Here is a 13045-nt window from a genome sequence, read left to right as displayed (position 1 = left end):
CTTCAACTCGGAATGTTCAGGCCACGGATCACCGCCGGACGTGCAACAAAGCCGTCCAGCGCGCGCAGTACGTTAGGGAAGTCGGTAATACCCACCACGTCGCCGGATTCGTAGAAGCCAATCAGGTTGCGAATCCAGGGGAACGTGGCGATGTCAGCGATGCTGTACTCGTCGCCCATGATCCAGGTGCGGCCCAGCAGGCGTTTTTCCAGGACTTCCAGCAAGCGCCGGGCTTCGGCGACGTAGCGATCACGCGGGCGCTTGTCTTCATAAGCCTTGCCGGCGAATTTGTTGAAGAACCCTACCTGGCCGAACATCGGGCCGATCCCGGCCATCTGGAACATCAGCCACTGCAGGGTTTCATAACGGGTGGCCGGGTCTTCGGAGAGCAACTGGCTGGTCTTTTCCGCCAGGTAGATCAGGATCGCGCCGGACTCGAACAACGCCAGCGGCTGACCGCTCGGGCCGTTGGGGTCGATGATCGCGGGGATCTTGTTGTTGGGGTTCAAGGACATGAACTCGGGCGACAACTGGTCCTGGGTGTCGAAACTGACCTTGTGCGCCTCATAGGGCAGGCCCAGCTCCTCGAGCATGATCGACACCTTGACGCCGTTGGGCGTGGGCAACGAGTACAGTTGCAGGCGTTCCGGGTGCTGGGCGGGCCATTTGCTGTTGATCGGGAAAGCGGCGAGTGCGTTCATCGAGAACTCCCTGGGCGGAAAGCCCTCATGATAGTCATCTGCCCGCCTGCGTGCATGGGTCATCGTTGCGCAACATTTCCCGGTTAGTATCCCGCATGGGCGAACCAAAGCGCCCGAAAGCACTCTTAAGAGCGCTCGAAGGGTGAAGGAGGCACCTTGCTATACCGACAGGGAATACCGCAGGACGCTTGACGCGTCACTGGGGCCGGGCTTGTCCGCCCTAACCCGACGCACGAAGACTCGAACCTATAATGAAGATCAAGCCTCTGCGCCTTGTGCAACAATTCAAACGCTATTCATACATGATGTTGCCGCTGCTGCTGGTCAGCGCGGCCATCGTCACCGTTCTCGACGCCCGTGAAAGCCGTGCCCAACCTGTGGACGGGGTGCAAACCCTGGTATTCCTGCGCCATGGCGAAAAACCGGCCGGCGGCCTGGGCCAACTCAATTGCCAGGGCCTGAACCGCGCCATGAACCTGGCTACCGTGTTGCCGGAAAAATTCGGCAAGGCCAACTATGTGTTTGCCGCCAACCCGACACGTAATGTCGAGGAAGGTGAGCTGGACAATTCCTACAGCTACATTCGTCCATTGATAACCATCAGCCCCAGCGCGATAAAGCTTGGCCTGCCGGTGAACATCGAGTTTTCAGCGAATGACACCAGCGCCCTGGCCGAAGAACTGGTCGAGGACAAGTACCGCAACGCGACGATCTACACGGCCTGGTCCCATGGTTACTTGCCGGAACTGATCAACAAAGTCGCCAGCGAAGCGTCCGGCGAAAAGCACACCATCACCGATGACTGGTCCGGCAATGACTATGACTCCCTGTACGTGCTGACACTGACCTGGCACAACGGTAAGGCCTCGCTGCTCAGCCGTAACTATAAGCAGGGGCTCAATAACGGCGAGGAAAGCTGCCCGGATCCAACCCAGGTCAGCGCAGATATCTGAAGCATGAGCCGCAGGGGCGTATGATGCGCGGCTATCGACTCACCTGCGGATCATCTTCATGCCCAACCTCGCTTCCACCCAGCCCCGCCGGGGCTGGTCGTTCTGGTGGAAACCAGCGCTGTTCCTCCTGGTGGCCTGCATCGGCCTCTACTATGTGAAATGGTCGCCCTACTACTTCAAGGCGTTTGTAGCGGCGGACAGCCACAGCATCGGCGCCTCGATTCTCAATGACCAGCGAAGCTCGCCCCTCGCGGCGGCGCTTGCCTATGCCCAGGTGTATTTCCTGGCGATCTGGAAAGCCGCGGTGCTGGCGGTGATCCTGGGTTCATTGCTGCAAGTGCTGATCCCCCGCGACTGGCTGCTGCGCCTGTTTGGCCGCGCCGGGCTGGGCTCGACCCTGCGCGGCGGGTTGTTCGCCTTGCCGGGGATGATGTGCAGTTGCTGTGCAGCCCCTGTGGCGGCAGGCATGCGGCGCCAACAGGTGTCGGTAGGCGCAGCGCTGGCGTTCTGGATTGCCAACCCGGTGTTGAACCCGGCCACCCTGGTGTTCATGGGCTTTGTATTGGGCTGGGACTTCACTGCGCTACGGCTGGTGGCGGGGATTGTGCTGGTGGTGGGGGTGTCTCTGGTGGCGCAGCGGATTGCGCGCCCGGACAAAGTGCCGGAAGCGGCGCTGGAGGCCGTCGCCAACGTCAGCACCGTGGAGTCGCAACCGTTCCTGGGGCGCTGGCTGCGCACCCTGTGGCAGCTGTTCTGGAGCACCATCCCGGTGTATATCCTGGCGGTGCTGATCCTCGGCGCGGCGCGGGTGTGGCTGTTCCCCCATGTGGACGGAGCGATGACCAACAGCCTTGTATGGCTGGTGCCACTGGCGATTGTCGGCACGCTGTTCGTGATTCCTACGGCAGCAGAGATTCCCATCGTACAAACCATGATGACCCTGGGCATGGGCAACGGCCCGGCCGTGGCCTTGCTGATGACCCTGCCGAGCGTGAGCCTGCCGTCGCTGTTGATGCTGCGCAAGGATTTCGATGCGCGGGTGCTGGTGACGGTGGCCGGGCTGACCATGCTGGTGGGGGTGGTGTGTGGGTTGATCGGGGCAGTAATTCTTTAGTGGTAGCGTGAGGCTTGCCTGCGATGAGGCCCGATAGGTCACCCCACCCGTGCCACCCGCTCGCGCAAATACTCCACTACCGCAGCCTGCTCGCCGGCAAACTCGATACGCGCGCCTTTCTTTTCACGCTGGAACGCGTACATCGGGTCGTAGTACTCGCGCAACAACCCTTCAATCCACACCCGATGCAAATCCACCGCGCCGCTGCGCGCCTGTTCCGCCAGGGCCTCTTGCAAGAGCGCCTGCAACCGTTGGAAGCGCTCACCGCCAAGGCGCTTGTGAATATTGACCAGACTCTGGGTCAAGCGCTCGGCGAACAACGCCTGGCCGGTTTCACCAAACACTTCAATGAACTCGGCGCACAGGTCCACCACGTAATCACGCAAGATGCGCTCAACGCGGCCTTGGACATTGTCTTCCAGCCACACCATCGGGAACGTCTGCATCCCCGTGTGCAACGACAAGGGCAGCGCACAACTGCCGATCATGCGGCTCTCATCCTCGACCACAAACTGCTCGATGCCGCCTGCACGTTTCTTTAGCACGTCCACCGCCAAGCAGTTCTCGAAGTCGATATTCGACGGTTGTGTCGTAGCACGTTTACCGAAGCTGGAGCCGCGATGGTTGGCGTGACCTTCCAGGTCCAGGGCATTACACAGTTGGCCGAGTACTTCGGTTTTGCCGGTGCCGGTCATGCCGCCGAGCAGCAGGAAATCACACTGGGCGGTCGCCTGCTCCAGGGTGTCCAGCAAAAAACTACGCATGGCCTTGTAGCCACCGCCGACGCGGGGATACTCAATACCCGCTTCGGTTTTCAACCATTGCTGCACGATCTGCGAACGCAGCCCGCCGCGAAAGCAGTACAGGTAGCCGTCAGGATGGGCCTGGGCAAATTGCGCCCACTGCGCGATACGCTCGGCCTTGATCGCCCCGGACACCAACTCATGCCCCAGCACGATCGCCGCTTGCTGGCCCTGCTGCTTGTAACAAGTGCCAACCCGCTGGCGTTCATCGTCGGTCATCAACGGCAGGTTGAGCACCCCAGGGAACGCGCCCTTGTTGAACTCGACCGGCGCGCGGGTATCCATCATCGGCCGGTCGTTGAGGAAGATGTCGCGGTAATCGGTGATGTCAGTCGCCATCAAACCACCTCTACCGCGGTGGTCTGTCGCTCGAGCAGTTCACCGATAGGCTCAAGGGCCAGGCCCAGTTCAGCGGCCACCGCGTGGAACTCGGCGTCGCCTTCCGGGGTGACAGCGATCAGCAGGCCACCGCTGGTCTGTGGGTCGCACAGCACACGTTTGTGCAACTCCTGCACGCGCCCCAGCTTACTGGCGTAGCTGTCGAAGTTACGCAAAGTGCCACCGGGCACGCAGCCTTGGTCCAGGTAGTACTCGACCCCCGGCAGGCGTGGGACTTTGGCGTATTCGATGCGAGCCGTCAGGCCACTGCCGTCGGCCATTTCCACCAAGTGGCCAAGTAGGCCGAAACCGGTGACGTCGGTCATGGCCGTCACCCCGGCCAACTTACCGAAACGGCTTCCGGGCTTGTTGAGGGTACACATCCAGTCACGGGCCAGGCCGATATCGGCCTCGCGCAGTTTGCCCTTCTTTTCAGCAGTGGTGAGGATGCCGATGCCCAGGGGCTTGGTCAGGTACAGGCGGCAGCCGACGGTAGCCGTGTCGTTACGTTTCATATGGCGCTTTTGCACGATACCGGTCACGGCCAAGCCGAATATCGGCTCCGGTGCGTCGATGGAATGCCCGCCCGCCAACGGAATGCCGGCAGCGTCGCACACGGCACGACCACCGCGGATCACTTCGCGGGCAATCTCCGGCGCCAGCACATTGACCGGCCAGCCGAGAATGGCGATGGCCATCAATGGGTCGCCGCCCATGGCATAGATGTCGCTGATGGCATTGGTAGCGGCGATGCGGCCAAAGTCGAAGGGATCGTCGACAATCGGCATGAAAAAGTCGGTGGTGGACACCACGCCGCGCTCGTCGTCGATGGCGTATACCGCCGCATCATCGCGCGAGGCGTTGCCCACCCACAGGTTGGGGTCGAGGTTCTGTGCGCCGCTGCCAGCAAGAATCACTTCCAGTACCTGGGGCGAAATCTTGCAGCCGCAACCCGCACCATGGCTGTACTGGGTAAGGCGAATCGGCTCGTTCATGGGGGACCTCAAGCTATCAAGTGGGCCGATTCTAGCAGACAGCAAAAGGCCGGCTGGGCTCTTATGAGCACAGCCGGCCTGTTTGTTCAGCGGTTACTGGCGAGCCGCGAGCAAACGCGCATGCCGGTTACGGCGGGCAATGTTCAAGCACTCGATCGCTGCCGAGAACGCCATGGCCGCATACACATAGCCTTTAGGCACGTGGGCACCGAAGCCTTCGGCGATCAGCGTCATGCCGATCATAATCAAGAAGCCCAGGGCCAGCATCACCACGGTCGGGTTGTTGTTGATGAACTTGGCCAACGGTTCGGCCGCCACCAGCATCACGATTACCGAGACCACCACGGCGATGATCATGATCGGCAAATGCTCGGTCATGCCCACGGCGGTGATGATGCTGTCGATGGAGAACACCAGGTCGAGCATCAGGATCTGGCCGATCGCCGCGGCAAAGCCGATGGTCACGCCGTTGCTGACGGTTGCCTTCTCTTCGGGTTCCGGGTCCATGCTGTGATGGATCTCGGTGGTTGCCTTCCATACCAGGAACAGGCCACCGGCGATCAGGATCATGTCTTTCCACGAAAACGCCTGGCCGAACACTTCAAACACTGGCGCCGTCAGTTGCACGATGAACGCGATGGTGCTCAACAGGCCCAGGCGCAGGATCAACGCCATGCTGATGCCGATGCGCCGCGCCTTGGCCCGGTGCTTCTCGGGCAATTTGTTGGTGAGGATCGAGATAAAGATCAGGTTATCGATGCCCAGCACGATTTCCATGACGATCAAGGTAGCCAGGGCAACCCAGGCTGTGGGGCTGGCGGCCAGTTGTAAAAGGTAATCCATAGGTCAGTCCTGACGTGGTAGTGCTGGGAATTAGGTTTCTTTAGTGTCGGATTCAGCGCCGTTTTCGGCGTCTTTTTCCTGCTTCTCAGGGCTGATCAAGCCCTGGGTTGCTTCGCTCAATGCCTGCTCGGCGGCCTTGTGAGTGTCATCGATGGCCTGCTTGGCCGATTCGGTGGCCTTGCCCAACACCTGTTGCGCGCTTTTCTCGACCTGATCACAGCCACTGATCATTACCAATGAAAGCGCAAGCAACGACGCCGCGCCCAGGGAATTGAGTTTCATGCTGTATTCCTCGTTAGAACCATTGGGTCCAAGTAGTGGCCCCTCGATAGCGAGGCATTCTATGCACGCGAACAGTTCAGGAAAATTCGTATTTTTCTCGCGTATACTTCGGTTTTCACGAAGTGTAGACCGTCATGCTCAATTATCGGCAACTGCATTACTTCTGGGTGGTGGCCAAGACCGGCAGCATTGTGCGTGCATGCGAGCAGTTGAACCTTACGCCCCAGACCATCAGCGGGCAGATCAGCCTGTTGGAGCAAACCTTCGGCATTGCCTTGTTTCAGCGTGTAGGGCGCCAGCTTGAACTCACGGAGGCTGGCCGTCAGGCCCTGCCCTACGCCGAACAGATGTTCCAGACAGGCAATGAACTGGAGGCGATGCTGCGCGCCCAGCCCGATGAGCAACAGATTCCGTTCCGGGTCGGGGTGGCGGATGTGGTGCCCAAGTCCATTGTCTATCGGTTGATCGCACCGACCATGGAGCTGAGCGAACCGATCCGTATCACCTGCCGTGAAGACAAACTCGAGCGATTATTGGCCGACCTGGCGATCCAGCGCCTGGACCTGGTGATTTCCGACAGCCCCATGCCCACACATCTGGACATCAAGGGCTACAGCCAGAAGTTGGGGGAATGCGGCATCAGTTTTTTCGCCACCCAGGCCTTGGCTGACCAGTATGGTGGTGATTTCCCACAGTGTTTGCAGGGCGCGCCGCTACTGATTCCTGGAGCGGAGACGGTGGTGCGCAGTCGTTTGCAGCGCTGGTTTGCCGAACAGCAGATTCAGCCCCGGATCATCGGTGAGTTCGACGACAGTGCGCTGATGCAGGCATTCGGCCAATCCGGCAGCGGGATCTTTATCGCCCCTAGCGTGATCGCCGACGAAGTGGTACGCCAATACGGCGTCGCGCTGATTGGCCAGACCGATGCGGTGACCGAGTCGTTTTATGCGATCTCGGTGGAGCGCAAGGTCAAACACCCCGGTATCGTGGCGATTACCGAAGGTGCACGACGGGAGCTGTTTACCGCCCTGCCCTGATCGCTCAGGCGCTGGAGGCCACCGGCTGCTTGGCAGTCATCAGCCATAGTGCGAGCAGGATCGACACCAGGATAAATCCCGAGGCAGCAAACCCCAGGCTGCCCAACCCCAACGTGTCGATGACATGCCCGCCGACCATCGCGCCCAGGCCGATGCCCAGGTTGGCCCCGGCGATATTCAGCGATGCGGCAAACGCCGGCGCATGGGGCGCCGCCTTCATCAGCCGCACGTGGCTGACCAGGAACATCGCCGCCTGGGTCACGCCCCACACCGCCATCGCCGCGGCCAGGCCGATGGTCGAGTGAATCGCCGGCACCACTGCCACCATGCCCGCTACCATGAACGCGCAGAACACCATGGAGGCGATCAGCGGGTGGCGATCCACGGCGCGCCCGCCCAGGGAGTTGCCGATCAGCCCGACCGCGCCAAAGCCCATCAGGCACCAGCCCACCAGCGTGCCGTCGAACCCGGCCAGGCGTTCAAGGATGTCCGCCAGGTAGGTATAGGCGGTGAACATGCCGCTGAACACCAGGATCGACAACAGAATATGCCCCTGCATCAACGGGCTGCGCAGGATCTTGAACTGTGAGCGTAGGGTGACCTGCTCGTTCTTCGCCTGGGTGACCGGTAAATAGATAAACAGCAGCAACGCCTTGGCCAGGGCAATCACCGCGAGCACGGCAAACGCGGTGCGCCAGCCGAACATGTCGGAAATCAGCGTGCCCACTGGAATGCCGAACACTGTGGCGCAGACGATGCCGAAGCCGATTTTTTCAATTGCACGCCCGGCGAATTCCGGGCCGACAATGTCCACCGCCGTTTCGCTGGCCAAGGCCCAGAACACTGGCAACCCCAGCGCGGGGATCAAGCGGGCCAGGGACATCACCCAGATATTGGGCGCCAATGCTGCCACGGTATTGGCCGCCGCGAACATGATCAGAATGCTTATGAACAGGCGCTTGCGCTGGAACCGCGCGCAGTACGCGGTCAGGAAAGGGCCGAACGCCGCCACGGTAAACGCGAACAGCGTCACCAGCAGCCCGGCCTGGGACACACTGACATTCAGGTCCCGGGCGATCGACGGCAACAGGCCAACGATGACGAATTCTGTGGTCAGCACGGTAAAACCGGCAGCCGACAGCAGCAGGATAGGGAACAACATGGAAACTCCAGAAACGACGACATCAACGACAGCCCGAAGGGCCCGCTGACGGAGAGGAAAGATGAGAGGGGTGAATCTTAACAGGATATGTCCGTGTTTGGCCAAGCTCGACAGGCGCAGGTGACGGAATGCCGCAGTGAACGGGACGTGTCCTACAGCATGTTAGACTTTGCACCTACTTCCTACAGTACTTCCTGCCTGCAATGCTGTGTCCTACTAAAAAAACTAGAGACAACTGTTTATGACTGCTGCCCCTTCCCTGTTGCAACGTTTAATGCGCGTCAGCCTGGTCACCCAAATTGTCATCGGCCTGATCGCCGGTATCGTGCTGGCCTTGCTGTTCCCCGAGGCCGCCCGCGCTACCGGTTTTATCGGCAAGGTGTTTGTCACGGCGCTGAAGGCCGTCGCGCCGATCCTGGTGTTTGTGCTGGTAATGGCCTCGATTGCCAACCATAAACATGGTCAGGAAACCCATATCCGTCCAATCCTGTTCCTGTACCTGCTCGGCACCTTTGCTGCTGCCGTGGTTGCAGTGGTTGCCAGTACGTTGTTCCCCTCCTCCCTGGTACTGGCCACCCATGACGCCACGGTGAGCGCTCCCGGCGGCATCGGCGAAGTGTTGCAAAGCCTGCTGCTCAGCGTGGTGGATAACCCGGTCAGCGCGCTGATGAACGCCAACTTCATCGGCATCCTGGCATGGGCCATCGGCATGGGCATCGCCATTCGCCATGCCGGCGAAACCACGCGGACGGTATTGGACGACCTGTCCAACGGCGTGACTCTGATCGTACGCGTGGTGATCCGCTTCGCCCCGCTGGGTATCTTCGGCCTGGTGGCCTCGACCCTGGCCACCTCGGGCTTCGGCGCCCTGCTCGGCTATGCCCATCTGCTGGTAGTACTGATCGGCTGCATGCTGTTCGTGGCGCTGGTAATCAACCCCGCCATCGTGTTCTGGAAACTGCGCCGCAACCCGTACCCGCTGGTGCTGATGTGCCTGCGTGAAAGCGGTATCACCGCGTTTTTCACCCGCAGTTCGGCGGCGAACATTCCGGTCAACCTGGCGCTGAGCAAGCGCCTGGGCTTGCATGAAGACACCTACTCGGTGTCGATCCCACTCGGTGCCACGATCAACATGGCCGGTGCCGCAATCACCATCACCGTGCTGACCCTGGCGGCCGTGCACACCCTCGGGATCGCCGTGGACCTGCCTACCGCCGTGCTGCTCAGCGTGGTCGCAGCGGTGTGTGCCTGTGGTGCGTCGGGGGTGGCGGGTGGTTCGCTGCTGCTGATCCCGCTGGCGTGCAGCCTGTTTGGCATTCCAAGTGAAATCGCCATGCAGGTAGTGGCCGTCGGTTTCATCATCGGCGTGCTGCAGGATTCGGCGGAAACCGCGCTCAATTCGTCCACCGATGTGCTGTTTACGGCTGCGGCGTGTTTGGGCAAGGAAGAACAGCCGGCTTAAACGCCAGGCATGAAAAAGCCCGGGACGGTTCGTGGAAGAACGCTCCCGGGCTTTTTTATGGCTGCTTAGATTAGAACGCGCCCATGTAATCGCGCTTGCCCACTTCCACACCGTTATGACGCAGCAGGGCGTAAGCGGTGGTGACGTGGAAGAAAAACTGCGGCAGGCCGTAGGTCAACAGATAGGACTGGCCGCTGAAGCGCTTCTCTTTCGGAGTGCCCGGGCGGGTGACGATCTCGATGCCTTCCTTGCCGTCGATCTGCTCAGGCTTGATGGTGTCGACGAACGCCAGGACCTTGGCGATCAGCGCTTGCAGGTCGGCGAAAGTGACTTCGCTGTCTTCATATTTCGGTACTTCGACCTCGGCCAGACGGGCGGAAACGCCTTTGGCGAAGTCGACGGCGATCTGCACCTGGCGCACCAGTTGGAACATGTCAGGGAACAGGCGTGCTTGCAGCAAGGCATTCGGCTCGATGTTCTTGGCAGTGGCGTGGGCTTCGGCTTTGGTCAACACACCGCTCAGGGCGGTGAGCATTTGCTTGAAGACTGGGATAGAAGCGGCGTACAGGGAAATGGTCATGACAGTCTCATCGGTTATGGCAGGGTTGGAACCAACCGCGATTATAGACATGCCCGCTGCTTGTCTTTTATTTTTTCCAGCTTAGGCTAGAGCGTTCACTGCATAGGGAAAGCGCGATGACCGCCGAGCACGACACCGACACCCCTGAGCCGCGCCTGAACAGCACGGAAATTCGCATCCTGGGCTGCCTGATCGAAAAACAGGCGACCCATCCGGAAACCTACCCCCTGACCCTCAACGCCCTGGTGCTGGCCTGCAACCAGAAGACCAGCCGTGAACCGGTGATGAACCTCACCCAAGGCCAGGTCGGCCAGAGCCTGCGCGCCCTGGAGGGCCAAGGTTATACCCGGCTGGTGATGGGCAGCCGCGCCGACCGCTGGGAACAGCGGGTGGACAAGGCCCTGGAGCTGGTACCCGCCCAGGTGATTTTGATCGGGCTGCTGTTCCTGCGTGGGCCGCAAACAGTCAACGAGCTGCTGACCCGCAGCGGGCGGATGCATGATTTCGAAGATGCCGAGCAGGTCGTGCATCAGCTGGAACGCCTGATTGCACGGGGGCTGGCGTTGTTGGTGCCGCGTCAGGCAGGGCAGCGGGAAGACCGCTATACCCATGCGTTGGGGGATCCGGCGGATATTGAAACGATTGTCGCGGCACGGGGAAGCCCAGTAGAACGTGGGGCCGCCAGTGGGGTTTCGCTGGAGCGGATTGAAGAGCTGGAAGCCCGGATCGCGGCGCTGGAAGAACGGCTGGTGCAGCTGGAACAGGCCTGACACGGACAAAACTGTGGGAGCGGGCCTGCTCGCGAATGCGGTGCATCAGTTAAGAATCCATTGACTGACACACTGCATTCGCGAGCAAGCCCGCTCCCACAATGGTATGTGCGCAAGCCTTTAGCTTCGGGCAAAAGCTACCGCCGCCTGGAACTGCTCCTGTGTCGGGCGCACACCGGTGTACAACACAAACTGCTCCAGCGCCTGGATCGCAATGACCTCCAGCCCGGTAATCACCCGCTTGCCCTTGGCACGGCCACGCACGATCAGGGGTGTTTCAGCCGGGATCGCCACTACATCGAAGACAGTCTGCGCGGTATCCACGGCATCCGCCTCGAACGCCAACGCATCCGCCTCGGCCCCGCCGGTCATGCCGATGGGCGTCACGTTGATCAGCATCTGCGGGCGCAGGTCGCCCAGGTCCGCTTGCCACTCATACCCCAGGTTCCGGGCCAATGCCTGGCCCGCGGCTTCATTTCGCGCCACGATCACGCCATTGGCATAACCGCCATCACGCAAGGCACTGGCGACCGCCTTGGCCATACCGCCGCTACCGCGCAGGGCGAATGTCGAGTCTTTCGGCACGGCATGCTTTTTCAGCAGTTGCTCGATGGCGATGTAGTCAGTGTTGTAGGCCTTGAGATGCCCATTGGTGTTGACGATGGTGTTCAGCGAGTCAATGGCTTGAACCGAATCGTCGAGTTCGTCCACTAAGGCAATGGCGGCCTCCTTGAACGGCATGGAAACTCCGCAACCACGCACGCCCAAGGCGCGAATACCACCTATCGCGCCGGGTAAATCCTGGCTGCTGAAGGCTTTATAGTAGAAATTCAGACCCAGCTGTTCATACAGATGGTTATGAAAACGCAGGCCAAAGTTCCCGGGGCGCGCCGACAGTGACATGCACAGCTGGGTGTCCTTGTTGGGGTGCATTTGCATGGGTAACTCCTTGAAGTAAGCAAATCGGTACAGACCTTACACAACCTTTACCTACTGGCTGTGCTGTTTTTCGAACAATACGTTGTCTTAGCAGTATCCCCGCGACAATCCTTGAGTCTATTGATTGCAGACCACAAGCGCAGGGGCTAACCGAGGAATGACCATGATTCGTAAAATCCCCAGGATCGCCTTGCTGATCGGCGCACTCGCGATGGCCGGCCAAGCCTCCGCCCACGGTGGTGGTTGGGGTGGCCCAGCCGTGTTGGGCGCGCTTGTCGGCGCAGCCGTCGTCGGCTCCGTGGTTGCCAGCCAGCCACGCGAGGTCTATGTGCAACAACCGGTCTACGTCCAGCCGCAGCCCGTGTATGCCGCTCCGCCGCCGGTCTATTACGCACCGCCACCGCCAGTGTATGTGCAACAGCAGGTGTATTACCGCCCGGCACCGGTCTATTACGGGCCACCACGCGGCTATTATGGCCCGCCTCGCGGCTATTACGGCCCTCCCCACGGCCACTACGGTCGCGGCTGGTAAGGTTGACTTGAATGGAACAGGCCTCGCCCACACGCGGGGCCTTTTTTTGCCTGCAACGTCCGGATTTATCCTGCCGATGTCGCTGTGAAGACAGCGCCCGAGCGGCAATCCCACATGATAGGGGTCCAATATCCTCTTGATCGGCGAACGCTCACGCTGTCATGGTTACGTCATAAAACAGTCTCACTATCGACCCAGTCCACCCAATAACAATTAAGGACGATTGCCCATGCCCACACAAAATCCGCACCGCACCGCCGGCCTCTGCACATCCAGCAAGGTCTACAGCGTGCTGACCGAACTCAAGCACCTGGAAGGCCATCGCAGTGCAAAACTCCTGGCGCTGCTAACAGAAAACCTGGTGCGCAAGGGGCTGCTCAATGAACAGGAAGTGGTGCACATGCTCGATCAAGTGGTGGATTAACGCCTGGCGTTGATGTCGACTATCGAGCCGGGTGATTTTTCCTGGGCACCAGCGCGCCGTAAGGTGACCT

At 60.4% G+C, this 13045-nt stretch carries 15 protein-coding genes; 7 read left to right on the top strand and 8 right to left on the bottom strand.

Annotation, left to right across the window (positions count from 1 at the left end; all coding sequences use genetic code 11):
- Positions 1-2 precede the first annotated feature (2 nt).
- Positions 3-701, bottom strand: coding sequence for a glutathione S-transferase N-terminal domain-containing protein (locus JFT66_RS13675; RefSeq protein WP_034119033.1), 699 nt, complete (start codon positions 699-701; stop codon positions 3-5).
- A 251-nt stretch (positions 702-952) separates the two neighbouring features.
- Between JFT66_RS13675 and JFT66_RS13670 the strand changes: the two genes are divergently transcribed.
- Together JFT66_RS13670 and JFT66_RS13665 are read left to right on the top strand one after the other, a co-directional pair.
- Positions 953-1654, top strand: a complete 702-nt coding sequence (locus tag JFT66_RS13670; RefSeq protein ID WP_034119032.1) for a hypothetical protein — start codon at positions 953-955, stop codon at positions 1652-1654.
- A gap of 58 nt (positions 1655-1712) precedes the next feature.
- Positions 1713-2768 (top strand): permease, encoded by a 1056-nt coding sequence (locus JFT66_RS13665; protein WP_198859424.1) that lies wholly within the window; start codon positions 1713-1715, stop codon positions 2766-2768.
- Between the two features lie 38 nt (positions 2769-2806).
- Here the strand turns inward: JFT66_RS13665 and mnmH are convergent, their stop codons facing one another.
- From mnmH to JFT66_RS13645, 4 genes are all read right to left on the bottom strand, one after another.
- Positions 2807-3910, bottom strand: coding sequence for a tRNA 2-selenouridine(34) synthase MnmH (mnmH, locus tag JFT66_RS13660; protein WP_034119030.1), 1104 nt, complete (start codon positions 3908-3910; stop codon positions 2807-2809).
- Positions 3910-4944: a selenide, water dikinase SelD gene (selD, locus tag JFT66_RS13655; RefSeq protein WP_034119029.1), complete on the bottom strand. Its 1035-nt coding sequence runs from the start codon at positions 4942-4944 to the stop codon at positions 3910-3912. The genes mnmH and selD overlap by 1 nt, the downstream gene beginning before the upstream one ends.
- A gap of 93 nt (positions 4945-5037) precedes the next feature.
- Positions 5038-5787 carry a TerC family protein gene (locus JFT66_RS13650; RefSeq protein WP_034119028.1) on the bottom strand — a complete coding sequence of 250 codons (750 nt, stop codon included), beginning with the start codon at positions 5785-5787 and terminating at the stop codon, positions 5038-5040.
- Between the two features lie 30 nt (positions 5788-5817).
- A complete protein-coding gene (locus JFT66_RS13645; RefSeq protein ID WP_034119027.1) occupies positions 5818-6069 on the bottom strand; it encodes a hypothetical protein in 252 nt (83 codons plus the stop codon).
- A 134-nt stretch (positions 6070-6203) separates the two neighbouring features.
- On the opposite strand from JFT66_RS13645, the gene nhaR reads away from it, so the two are divergent.
- Entirely contained in the window at positions 6204-7106 is a 903-nt protein-coding gene (gene nhaR / locus JFT66_RS13640) for a transcriptional activator NhaR (protein ID WP_034119026.1), read from the top strand.
- Between the two features lie 4 nt (positions 7107-7110).
- Here nhaR and JFT66_RS13635 read toward each other — a convergent pair whose 3' ends face one another.
- Positions 7111-8268 (bottom strand): MFS transporter, encoded by a 1158-nt coding sequence (locus JFT66_RS13635; protein ID WP_198859423.1) that lies wholly within the window; start codon positions 8266-8268, stop codon positions 7111-7113.
- A gap of 241 nt (positions 8269-8509) precedes the next feature.
- Here JFT66_RS13635 and sstT point away from each other — a divergent pair, with 241 nt between their 5' ends.
- Entirely contained in the window at positions 8510-9730 is a 1221-nt protein-coding gene (gene sstT / locus JFT66_RS13630; RefSeq protein WP_198859422.1) for a serine/threonine transporter SstT, read from the top strand.
- Between the two features lie 70 nt (positions 9731-9800).
- Here sstT and JFT66_RS13625 read toward each other — a convergent pair whose 3' ends face one another.
- Positions 9801-10310, bottom strand: a complete 510-nt coding sequence (locus JFT66_RS13625) for a DUF1993 domain-containing protein (protein ID WP_034119023.1) — start codon at positions 10308-10310, stop codon at positions 9801-9803.
- A 116-nt stretch (positions 10311-10426) separates the two neighbouring features.
- On the opposite strand from JFT66_RS13625, the gene JFT66_RS13620 reads away from it, so the two are divergent.
- A complete protein-coding gene (locus tag JFT66_RS13620) occupies positions 10427-11080 on the top strand; it encodes a YceH family protein (protein WP_034119022.1) in 654 nt (217 codons plus the stop codon).
- A 120-nt stretch (positions 11081-11200) separates the two neighbouring features.
- Here the strand turns inward: JFT66_RS13620 and JFT66_RS13615 are convergent, their stop codons facing one another.
- Positions 11201-12019, bottom strand: a complete 819-nt coding sequence (locus JFT66_RS13615; protein WP_034119021.1) for a shikimate 5-dehydrogenase — start codon at positions 12017-12019, stop codon at positions 11201-11203.
- Between the two features lie 157 nt (positions 12020-12176).
- Between JFT66_RS13615 and JFT66_RS13610 the strand changes: the two genes are divergently transcribed.
- Positions 12177-12551 carry a hypothetical protein gene (locus tag JFT66_RS13610; protein ID WP_080752958.1) on the top strand — a complete coding sequence of 125 codons (375 nt, stop codon included), beginning with the start codon at positions 12177-12179 and terminating at the stop codon, positions 12549-12551.
- A 229-nt stretch (positions 12552-12780) separates the two neighbouring features.
- Positions 12781-12975 (top strand): hypothetical protein, encoded by a 195-nt coding sequence (locus tag JFT66_RS13605; protein WP_034119020.1) that lies wholly within the window; start codon positions 12781-12783, stop codon positions 12973-12975.
- Positions 12976-13045 lie beyond the last annotated feature (70 nt).

This window comes from Pseudomonas sp. MF6755 (genome assembly GCF_016405635.1).
Lineage (GTDB): Bacteria > Pseudomonadota > Gammaproteobacteria > Pseudomonadales > Pseudomonadaceae > Aquipseudomonas > Aquipseudomonas haemolytica.
Note: the sequence above shows the minus strand (reverse complement) of the source record. Positions and strands in the feature narration are given on the sequence as shown.

Bases quoted from the DNA above. Each gene is read 5' to 3' on its own strand.
- JFT66_RS13675 (WP_034119033.1), bottom strand. From the start codon at position 701: ATGAACGCACTCGCCGCTTTCCCGATCAACAGCAAATGGCCCGCCCAG.
- JFT66_RS13670 (WP_034119032.1), top strand. From the start codon at position 953: ATGAAGATCAAGCCTCTGCGCCTTGTGCAACAATTCAAACGCTATTCA.
- JFT66_RS13665 (WP_198859424.1), top strand. From the start codon at position 1,713: ATGCCCAACCTCGCTTCCACCCAGCCCCGCCGGGGCTGGTCGTTCTGG.
- mnmH (WP_034119030.1), bottom strand. From the start codon at position 3,910: ATGGCGACTGACATCACCGATTACCGCGACATCTTCCTCAACGACCGG.
- selD (WP_034119029.1), bottom strand. From the start codon at position 4,944: ATGAACGAGCCGATTCGCCTTACCCAGTACAGCCATGGTGCGGGTTGC.
- JFT66_RS13650 (WP_034119028.1), bottom strand. From the start codon at position 5,787: ATGGATTACCTTTTACAACTGGCCGCCAGCCCCACAGCCTGGGTTGCC.
- JFT66_RS13645 (WP_034119027.1), bottom strand. From the start codon at position 6,069: ATGAAACTCAATTCCCTGGGCGCGGCGTCGTTGCTTGCGCTTTCATTG.
- nhaR (WP_034119026.1), top strand. From the start codon at position 6,204: ATGCTCAATTATCGGCAACTGCATTACTTCTGGGTGGTGGCCAAGACC.
- JFT66_RS13635 (WP_198859423.1), bottom strand. From the start codon at position 8,268: ATGTTGTTCCCTATCCTGCTGCTGTCGGCTGCCGGTTTTACCGTGCTG.
- sstT (WP_198859422.1), top strand. From the start codon at position 8,510: ATGACTGCTGCCCCTTCCCTGTTGCAACGTTTAATGCGCGTCAGCCTG.
- JFT66_RS13625 (WP_034119023.1), bottom strand. From the start codon at position 10,310: ATGACCATTTCCCTGTACGCCGCTTCTATCCCAGTCTTCAAGCAAATG.
- JFT66_RS13620 (WP_034119022.1), top strand. From the start codon at position 10,427: ATGACCGCCGAGCACGACACCGACACCCCTGAGCCGCGCCTGAACAGC.
- JFT66_RS13615 (WP_034119021.1), bottom strand. From the start codon at position 12,019: ATGCAAATGCACCCCAACAAGGACACCCAGCTGTGCATGTCACTGTCG.
- JFT66_RS13610 (WP_080752958.1), top strand. From the start codon at position 12,177: ATGACCATGATTCGTAAAATCCCCAGGATCGCCTTGCTGATCGGCGCA.
- JFT66_RS13605 (WP_034119020.1), top strand. From the start codon at position 12,781: ATGCCCACACAAAATCCGCACCGCACCGCCGGCCTCTGCACATCCAGC.